This window comes from Micromonospora sp. U56, from assembly GCF_018070095.1.
Taxonomy (GTDB): Bacteria; Actinomycetota; Actinomycetes; order Mycobacteriales; family Micromonosporaceae; genus Micromonospora; species Micromonospora purpureochromogenes.
This window is the reverse complement of sequence record NZ_JAGPYL010000189.1, coordinates 1-8,086: the sequence shown is the minus strand read 5'-3', so window position 1 is coordinate 8,086 and position 8,086 is coordinate 1. Positions and strand designations below refer to the sequence as shown.

Sequence of the window (8,086 nt, the reverse complement as noted above, 5' to 3'; positions counted from 1 at the left end):
TCGAAGGCAACATCAACCGCCTCAAGATGATCAAACGGCAGATGTTCGGCCGCGCCGGCCTCGACCTACTCCGCAAACGCGTCCTGCTCACACACTGACCCCTTCACACAACGAGCGACAGAGCCCGCACCTTGACCACGATGGCGTCGATGAACACGGCCGCGTAAACCGCGTCGAGGGGGCGCACGGTCCAGTCGTTCATCTCCTCGATCACCTTGTCGGTGATCCGCGAGACCGTCTCCCGGCTGACCGAAGCACCGTAGATTTCGGCGAAGTGGGCGCTGATCTCCCCGGTGGTCAAGCCTTTGGCATACAGCGACAGCACGATCTCGTCGACGCCGGTCAGCCGCCGCTGCCGCTTCTTGACGATCTGCGGCTCGAACGTGCCCGCCCGATCACGCGGCACGTCGATCTCGACATGGCCCGTCGCGTCGGTCAGCACCGTCTTCGGCCTGGTCCCGTTGCGGATGTTGCCTGACCCAGCGCCGGCAGGGTCGTGCTTGTCATAGCCGAGGTCCAGGCCCTTTCTGATCGATGCCAGGCAGCTGCGATCCGTCGCCTGGGTGACGATAGGGCGTGCACTCCGAGAAGGTGATCACGTACCTGCAGATGACGAGTCCTGACCAGCTGCGGTGGGCGAGGGCTGTCGAGGGCCTGGCCTTGGTGCCGATCAAGGACGCGGCCGGGGACAGCTTGTCGCAGTTGCAGGAGGTACACGATCGCATTGCGTTGGCGCATCGATGGTCGAGCTTGGCATGGTCAAATTGGCTGCCTTCGGCGCCGAACTCATCGTGGAGGTGGGACAGCCGCGACCGTGGTCGGTGCCCCGCCAGCCGCGGCCGGAGCGGAATTTCCACGGCCAAGGTCATCGGGCTCGTCGGCACCCTCGTCGTCGCGTTCCTGACCTACGTGGGCCTCACCGTCGACGCGCTCAGCGGCATGCGACAGAAGCTCGCAGGCCATGAGCCATACCCGAGAGGCTCGTGGCCCCGATCCACCACGACCAACCTCGAAGACGGCAGCCTCAGAGACGGCGATGGCACCGACTGGCGGATGAAGTACTGATGAGCAGCACACACCAGGGCATGAGCTGCAACCCGGGACCCCTTCTCCCGCCCGGCGCCGTCGCCGCCCTCAGACGCATGTACATCCTCCTGGCGGTTCTCAGCGGCCTGCTCCTGCTCGGCGCGGCAGGCGCCTTCCTGTTGTCGATCGTGTCGGCAGCACGAGGACAGCGGATCGCGCTGCCAGCTGTGCCAGGAAGCCTCGGAGCAGTTGCAGCGCTCGGACTCACAGCGCTGGCCGCACTGGTCGCCGCCACCGCCTGCCGGCCAGGAAGCATGAACGTGAACCTGCTCGGCCTGGCCCACCGTCTCGGTCTCATCGGCCAGGTCGTCGCCGTCGCCGGCGGACTGGTCGCTGTCGGTTTCGGGGTGGCCCTCGCTGCCAACGACTCGTCGGCGCTCCTGATCGGGATCGGTGTTGGCCTCCCTACTGCCGCGGTCGCCTTCATCGCCGGCTCGGTCCGGCGATCCATCACACGAGCAACCCGCTCCCGCTAGGCCTGCGAAGAAGTCAGCGGGGCACCCCGGCCCCGGGCGGGTGTTAGGGGCTGGGGGTTGGGCCCCGGTGGTGCCGCAAGTTGTGAGAAGCGGTGGTCTCAGTTGCGGTCTCGTTCGCGTAGATGCAAGGACGTTCGTTGAAGGTCGGCTCATGTCCCGTCCTTGCTCACGAACGCCTGCGAGGTCGGTGAACGGTTGGTCGCAGACCTCGAAAGCATGGGACTGCCGGTCACGTTAGCCATCGCCCTCCAACGCGACGCGTGAGGCAGCAAGCTCGGGACGAGCAGCCAAGCCCGCGGGCATGGGCGGACGATCACGGACTGGGACACCATGTAGAGCCGAAGACCGAACGCTGGACCAGCGCTGCGGGACCGACTCGTAATGTGCAGGTCCGACGCATTCGTTGTGCCTGATCTGCGCCCGAGCCCCGCTCCCGCTGCCCCACGATGACGGGGGAGGGGCGAATATGAGCGGCGCTCGTGGCCTGGGCGGACGGGGCTAGAGGGGGTGAGTTCAGCCTGGCGTTGGGACACCTCACTGGGTGGGTCTGCGCTGCGGAGGCCCGTCGCCCCGATGCTCGCTGCACCGGTAGATGCGGTGCTTGAGGGCCCGAACTTGGTCTATGAACCGAAGTGGGATGGCTGGCGCGCGTTGGCCTTCCGTGGAGATTCCGACGTCTACCTCCAGTCGCGGGCCGGCCGGAACCTGACGTCGTACTTCCCGGACATCACGCGCGCGGTGCGGGCTTTCGTGCCGCCCGGGGTGGTGCTCGACGGGGAGTTGGTCGTCTGGGAGGGCGGGCGGACGAACTTCGCCCAGTTGCAGCGGCGGGTCACCGCCGGCCGGGGCCTGCTGCGCGTCGCCCGTGAGCACCCGGCCTACTACGTCACCTTCGACCTCCTCGTGGACGATGGTGGGGAGCCCGTGCTCGATGCTCCTCTGGTCGAGCGCAGGTCCCGGCTGGTCCGGTTGCTCGCCGGCGCCCCGCCGCAGTTGGCGGTCACCCCGCAGAGCACCGACGTCGCCGAGGTCAGCGAATGGCTGACCAGATGGACGGCAGCGGGTGTGGAAGGTGTGGTGATCAAGCGGCTCGACAGCCGCTATGAGCCTGGTCGGCGAGGATGGGCGAAGTTCCGAGTCCGGGCCACCACGGAGGCGATCATCGGCGGCGTCACCGGCAGCATCCGCAATCCCGAGACCGTTCTTATCGGCCGATTCGACCGGCGCGGCCGGCTGCGATATACGGGCTGCACGCATCCGCTGGCCACGCCCCAGCGCCTGGAGTTGGCAACGCTGCTGTCCCCGCCACGTCCGACGGATCGCAGGCTTGTTACCCACCCCTGGCCCGAGCCGCTACCCGCCGCATGGTCCGGCCAGTTCGACCGGCCCGAGCCGCTGCACTACGTCCAGGTCGAGCCGACCGTCGTGGCGGACATCGCGGTCGACACGGCGTTCGAGCACCACCGGTGGCGTCACCGCGTCCGGTACGCCCGCCCCAGGCCGGACCTGTCGGTGTACGACGTGCCGCTGCTGCTCGGTGAAGGCGAGGACCCGTTCCCCGACTACGCGAGCAGCGCCTGATCGACCTCCGCTCAAATCCCTTCGCAGGAAGGGCGCCGGGGCGCTCGGCTTTTGAGCAGCACCGCGGGAGATGTTCCGCGGACCATGAGCAGCGCGAGTGGGTGCAGGCGGCTGCCAGGGTGACTGCTCCATCGCGCGCCATCACTCCCGGCGCTGGCCGCGTAGCCCGTGCTTCGCGTTGTCGGTGTGGTCGGCCGTCCGAGACGGGAAGAGCCATTGGGCTTTCCTGATTCCGCGCCAAGCGCTGCAGATGCCGCCGGTTGTCGCTACGTGTCGTGGCTCCATCGGTCCTCGCGCTATCGGAAGGTGATGCGACCAGACCGGGGGCAGTCCCCACTGGCGAGCGCGGTGTCCGTCGACCGATGGACACCGTCCTCGACCGGCCGGTCGTCCCGCAACCGGGGTCGGCGGGCGGAGCATCGGCACATGGCGGAATCCCCCGCGGTCCGGGTACGCGGACTGCACAAGCGGTACGGCCGGCGCACCGCGCTGACCGGCATCGACCTGGACATCGCGTACGGCGAGGTGGTCGCCCTGCTCGGTCCCAACGGCGCAGGCAAGACCAGCACCGTGGAGATCCTGGAAGGACACCGGAGCCGGGACGGCGGCGAGGTGACCGTGCTCGGGGTTGACCCGGCGCGGGCCGGCCGGTTCGGCCGGGCCGCCCGGGACTGGCGGTCCGGCATCGGCATCGTGCTCCAGGAGGCCACTGACCTCGGTGAGTTGACCGTGGGCGAGACGGTCCGGCACTTCGCCCGCTACTACCCCGCACCCCGCGACCCGGCCGAGGTGATCGGGGCGGTGGGGCTGACCGACCGGACCCGGAACCGGGTCCGCAAGCTCTCCGGCGGCCAGCGGCGCCGGCTGGACGTGGCCCTCGGCCTGGTTGGCGACCCGCGCCTGCTGTTCCTCGACGAGCCGACCACCGGCTTCGACCCGGCCGCCCGGCGGGCGTTCTGGGAGCTGATCCGTACTGTGGCCGCAGCCGGCACCACGGTCCTGCTGACCACGCACTACCTGGACGAGGCGGCGGCCCTCGCCGACCGGGTGGTGGTGCTGGCCGGCGGCCGGGTGGTCGCCGACGACCCGCCGGCCGCCCTGGCCGAGCGGGCCGGCCACCGGGTCACCGTGCGGTGGTCCGGCGGCGAGCGGCAGACCGACGACCCCGCCACGGTCATCGCGGAGCTGAGCCGGCGGTTCGGCGGCCCGCTCCCCGAGTTCACCGTGACCCGGCCCAGCCTGGAAGACGTCTACCTCGACCTGATCGGTGGCCGGCCATGACTGTTACCAGCGGCACCACCCGCCCCTCCGCGCTGGTGCTCGGCCTGCACCGCGCCGTCGTCGAGCTGAAAGCGTTCTTCCGCGAGTGGGATGCGGTGGCCTTCACCTTCGCCCTGCCGGTGGTGACCCTCGCGCTGCTCGGCTCGCTCATCTCCGGGGTCTACCCGGGCGGCGACGTCACCTCCGCCCAGTACCTGGCGCCCAGCATGATCGCGGCGGGGATCGCGGCCACCACCTTTGTCAACCTCGGTGTCGGCATCGCCAACGACCGGGACGACGGCACCCTCAAGCGGCTACGCGGCGTACCGATGCCACCGACCGCGTACTTCCTGGGCAAGACCGTGCAGACGATGGTCGTGGTGGCCGCGGAGACCATGCTGCTGCTCGCCGTCGGGGTGGTCCTGTTCGACCTGAGGCTGCCCACCGACCCGGGGCGGTGGCTCACCTTCGGTTGGGTGTTCCTGCTCGGCGTCACCGCGTGTTCGCTGCTCGGCATCGCGGTGAGCAGCGTGATCCGCTCGGCCCGCAGCGCGGGGGCGGTGACCCAGTTGCCGTACCTGGTGCTGGCCTTCGTCTCCGGCATCTACTTCACCCCGGTCAGCGCGCTGCCGCAGCCGCTGCTCGTGCTGGGTTCGGTCTTTCCGCTGAAATGGATGGCCCAGGGCTTCCGCTCAGCGCTGCTGCCCGACACGATTCTCGGTGCGGAGGTCGTACGCGACTGGGAGCACGGGCGGACCGCGCTGATCCTCGCGGCCTGGTGCATCGGAGGTCTGCTGCTGTGTCTGACCACCTTCCGCTGGCGCGGCCGGCGGGACCGGTGAGCACGGGCGACCCGCCGCTCTCGGCGGCGTGGGTCGCCCGGTACCCGCTCTGGGACGCCTACTTCGCGGTGCTGACCGTCGCCGTCGGAGTCGCCGTGGCCACCAGCACCCCACCGGCCGCGCCGTACCGCGTCGGGTCCGTCGCGCTGCTGGCCACGATCAGCGTCTGGTACGCCGCCTTCGGTCGGGCGCTCATGCGGTACGGAATCAAGGGCTGGCGGGCGTACCTCTATCTGGGGGTCGCTCTCGCGCTCTACGTGCCGGCGGTGGCGCTGGCGTCGTCGGCGTCGTTCGCCCTGTTCGTGCTCCTGCCGCAGGCGTTCATGCTGCTGCCGACGATGCCTGCGGTCGGCGCGGTGGTGCTGTTCACCGCCGTCCAGGTGGTACTGGACTGGCTGCGGTTCGGTGCCGGCCCGGACGTCAGGGGGGCGCTGCTGGCGGCCCTGATGGTCGCCGTCGTGGTGTCGGTGACCGGCGGCTGGGTGCAGCACCTGTTCGTCGACGCCGACCGGCGGGCCGCGCTGGTCGACGAGCTGGCCGCCTCCCGCGACGAGGTGGCCCGGCTGTCCCGGCAGGCCGGCGTCGACGCCGAACGGCAACGGCTCGCCGGCGAGATCCACGACACCATCGCCCAGGGACTGTCCAGTGTCGTCATGCTGATTCAGGCCGCCGACGCCGAGTTGGACCGCGACGCCGGGCAGGCCCGCCGCCACCTGGCCCTCGCCGTGACCACCGCCCGCGCCAACCTGGCCGAGGCACGGGCACTTGTCGCCGCGCTGACCCCGGCGGAGCTGGCCGGGTCGCCGCTGGTCGAGGCGGTGCGGCGGGTGGTGGGCCGGTTCACCGCCGAAAGCGGTGTGCCGGTCACCCTGGCCGCACCCGGGACGCAGTGCCCGCTGCCCACCTCGGTCGAGGTGGTGCTGCTGCGGGTCACCCAGGAGGCGTTGGCCAACGCGCGTAAGCACGCCGCCGCCGGCCGGGTCGAGGTACGCCTTGAACGGCAAAACGACGTCGTCGTGCTGGAGGTCCGCGACGACGGCCGCGGCTTCACCACCCCGCCGGCCGGCGACGGGTACGGCCTGGCCGGCATGCGGAACCGCGTCGAGCAGGTCGCCGGTACGCTGCGGGTGGCGTCCAGCCCGGGGGCCGGCACCACGGTACGGGCGGAGGTGCCGATCAGATGATCTCGGTGCTACTGGTGGACGACCACCCGGTGGTGCGGGCCGGGGTGCGCGGCATGCTTTCCGGCGAGCCGGACATCGCGGTGGTCGGCGAGGCCGCTTCGGCCGCCGAGGCGGTCACCGCCGTCCGGGCGGTACGCCCCGACGTCGTGCTCATGGACCTACGGATGCCCGGGGTGGACGGCGCCGCGGCGACCGCCAATGTGTTGGCCGTGGCACCCGGCACCCGGGTGGTCGTGCTCACCACGTACGAGACGGACGGGGACATCCTCCGCGCGGTCGAGGCCGGAGCGGCGGGGTACCTGCTCAAGGACGCGTCCCGGGCCGAACTGGTGGACGCGGTCCGCGGCGCCGCCCGCGGCGAGACCGTGCTGGCGCCGTCGGTGGCCGGCCGGGTGCTCCGCCAACTCCGCCACCCCCGGCCGGTCATCCTGTCGCCGCGGGAGGTCGACGTGCTGCGGTTGGTCGCGCAGGGTCTGTCCAACGGCGAGATCGGGGTGCGGCTGCACATCACCGAGGCCACCGCGAAGACCCACCTGCTGCGCGCGTTCGCCAAGCTCGACGTCACCGACCGGACCGCGGCGGTGACCACCGCGATGGCCGCGGGCCTGCTGCCATCCTGACTCGGCAGCCACCCGTGAACAGCCTGTCAGGCGACCGTTGCCGCACTGCCGCGTGTCTGGTCGCACCACATGCTTGACGCTTGACTTGGATGATCGATCACAAGCTCGGCGGTGTGCCCGATGCAGCGAACGTCTTGACGGCCTGGAGCAAGTGGTCGAGGAAGGTCGACAGATCCGGGGCGGCCACGTCGAATCGCGGGCTTTCGGAGGTGTAGATGCCACCGAGGACGAGGTCCGGTGGGAGCCGATAGACCGGCGATCCTGCCGGCGTAGCCAACCCATACTGGGTGCCGCCACCGTCGCTGGCGAACACCACAACATCGGCATCGTGGCGTCCACGTACCCGCCAGAGGTCCCGTGACTCGTGGCCGTCAGCCACGTCGGAGGCCGCGTGCAGGAAGAATCCGTTACCGATGTCCGGTAGGTCGACGGCAGCGACCGTCGCGTACAGGTCCAAGAGGTCGCCGGGGATTACGGGACGGGCAGCAGCGAGCCGCGCAGCAGCAGTCGTGTCCGGCTCCCGGACCGCGTTCTCGCCGGGCGGGTACCCGTAGTGGACTTCGAAGTCGACCACCGCGGAGGCGACTGACTTCCGCAGATCGTCGCGCCATGTCTCGAGCCGGTCGGAATCCACGCATCACCTCCGGGTCGCGCCGACGCCGACTGAGCGGCCGCCGCGCGGAAGCATCGAACGTGCCGCCTGCGGCCGACACGTCACGGCAGCAGGCGGCGTGGTAGTCGTGCTGAGCGACACGAGTGGCAGTAGCGGAACTGGCTCACCGAGTTGCAGCGGGACTCCGGCTGGCTGCGATGATCGAGGCCGCCACCTCGTCAGCCCGAGTGTGCCTGCCCGTCCAGGTGGCCAGGTTGGACTTCTGCAGGCGTCGAGGAGCATTGCTGCTGGTAACGGGCTAGTGCGGTGTCCACTAACGTTCACCGGGTTTCCGATGCACCGTTGTGGATCCTCGCCGTGGGGGCGAGCGACTCCCCACCTGGTGGTGGGGCGGGCCTCCGCGGGCCAACTGATCCTCGCGCCG

At 70.3% G+C, this 8,086-nt stretch carries 8 protein-coding genes and 1 pseudogene; 7 read left to right on the top strand and 2 right to left on the bottom strand.

Translation table 11 applies throughout. The features are described from left to right. Positions 1-124: 124 nt before the first annotated feature. Positions 125-514, bottom strand: a pseudogene (locus KBX37_RS32550) (transposase); the annotation flags it as partial. A gap of 62 nt (positions 515-576) precedes the next feature. On the opposite strand from KBX37_RS32550, the gene KBX37_RS32545 reads away from it, so the two are divergent. From KBX37_RS32545 to KBX37_RS32515, 7 genes are all read left to right on the top strand, one after another. Further along, on the top strand, positions 577-1,065 hold the full coding sequence (locus tag KBX37_RS32545; RefSeq protein ID WP_210779669.1) for a hypothetical protein: 489 nt from the start codon (positions 577-579) through the stop codon (positions 1,063-1,065). Positions 1,066-1,142: 77 nt separating this feature from the next. After that, positions 1,143-1,562: a hypothetical protein gene (locus KBX37_RS32540; RefSeq protein ID WP_210779668.1), complete on the top strand. Its 420-nt coding sequence runs from the start codon at positions 1,143-1,145 to the stop codon at positions 1,560-1,562. 573 nt (positions 1,563-2,135) lie between these two features. After that, a complete protein-coding gene (locus KBX37_RS32535; protein ID WP_210779667.1) occupies positions 2,136-3,143 on the top strand; it encodes an ATP-dependent DNA ligase in 1,008 nt (335 codons plus the stop codon). A gap of 426 nt (positions 3,144-3,569) precedes the next feature. Beyond that, positions 3,570-4,424 (top strand): ABC transporter ATP-binding protein, encoded by an 855-nt coding sequence (locus tag KBX37_RS32530; protein WP_210779666.1) that lies wholly within the window; start codon positions 3,570-3,572, stop codon positions 4,422-4,424. Next, positions 4,421-5,245, top strand: a complete 825-nt coding sequence (locus KBX37_RS32525) for an ABC transporter permease (RefSeq protein WP_210779665.1) — start codon at positions 4,421-4,423, stop codon at positions 5,243-5,245. Before KBX37_RS32530 ends, KBX37_RS32525 begins: the two co-directional genes overlap by 4 nt. After that, positions 5,203-6,429 carry a sensor histidine kinase gene (locus KBX37_RS35755; protein ID WP_307849301.1) on the top strand — a complete coding sequence of 409 codons (1,227 nt, stop codon included), beginning with the start codon at positions 5,203-5,205 and terminating at the stop codon, positions 6,427-6,429. The genes KBX37_RS32525 and KBX37_RS35755 overlap by 43 nt, the downstream gene beginning before the upstream one ends. Next, positions 6,426-7,049, top strand: coding sequence for a response regulator transcription factor (locus KBX37_RS32515; protein ID WP_210779664.1), 624 nt, complete (start codon positions 6,426-6,428; stop codon positions 7,047-7,049). Before KBX37_RS35755 ends, KBX37_RS32515 begins: the two co-directional genes overlap by 4 nt. A 97-nt stretch (positions 7,050-7,146) precedes the next feature. Here the strand turns inward: KBX37_RS32515 and KBX37_RS32510 are convergent, their stop codons facing one another. Continuing rightward, entirely contained in the window at positions 7,147-7,683 is a 537-nt protein-coding gene (locus tag KBX37_RS32510; RefSeq protein WP_210779663.1) for a hypothetical protein, read from the bottom strand. Between the last annotated feature and the right edge of the window lie 403 nt (positions 7,684-8,086).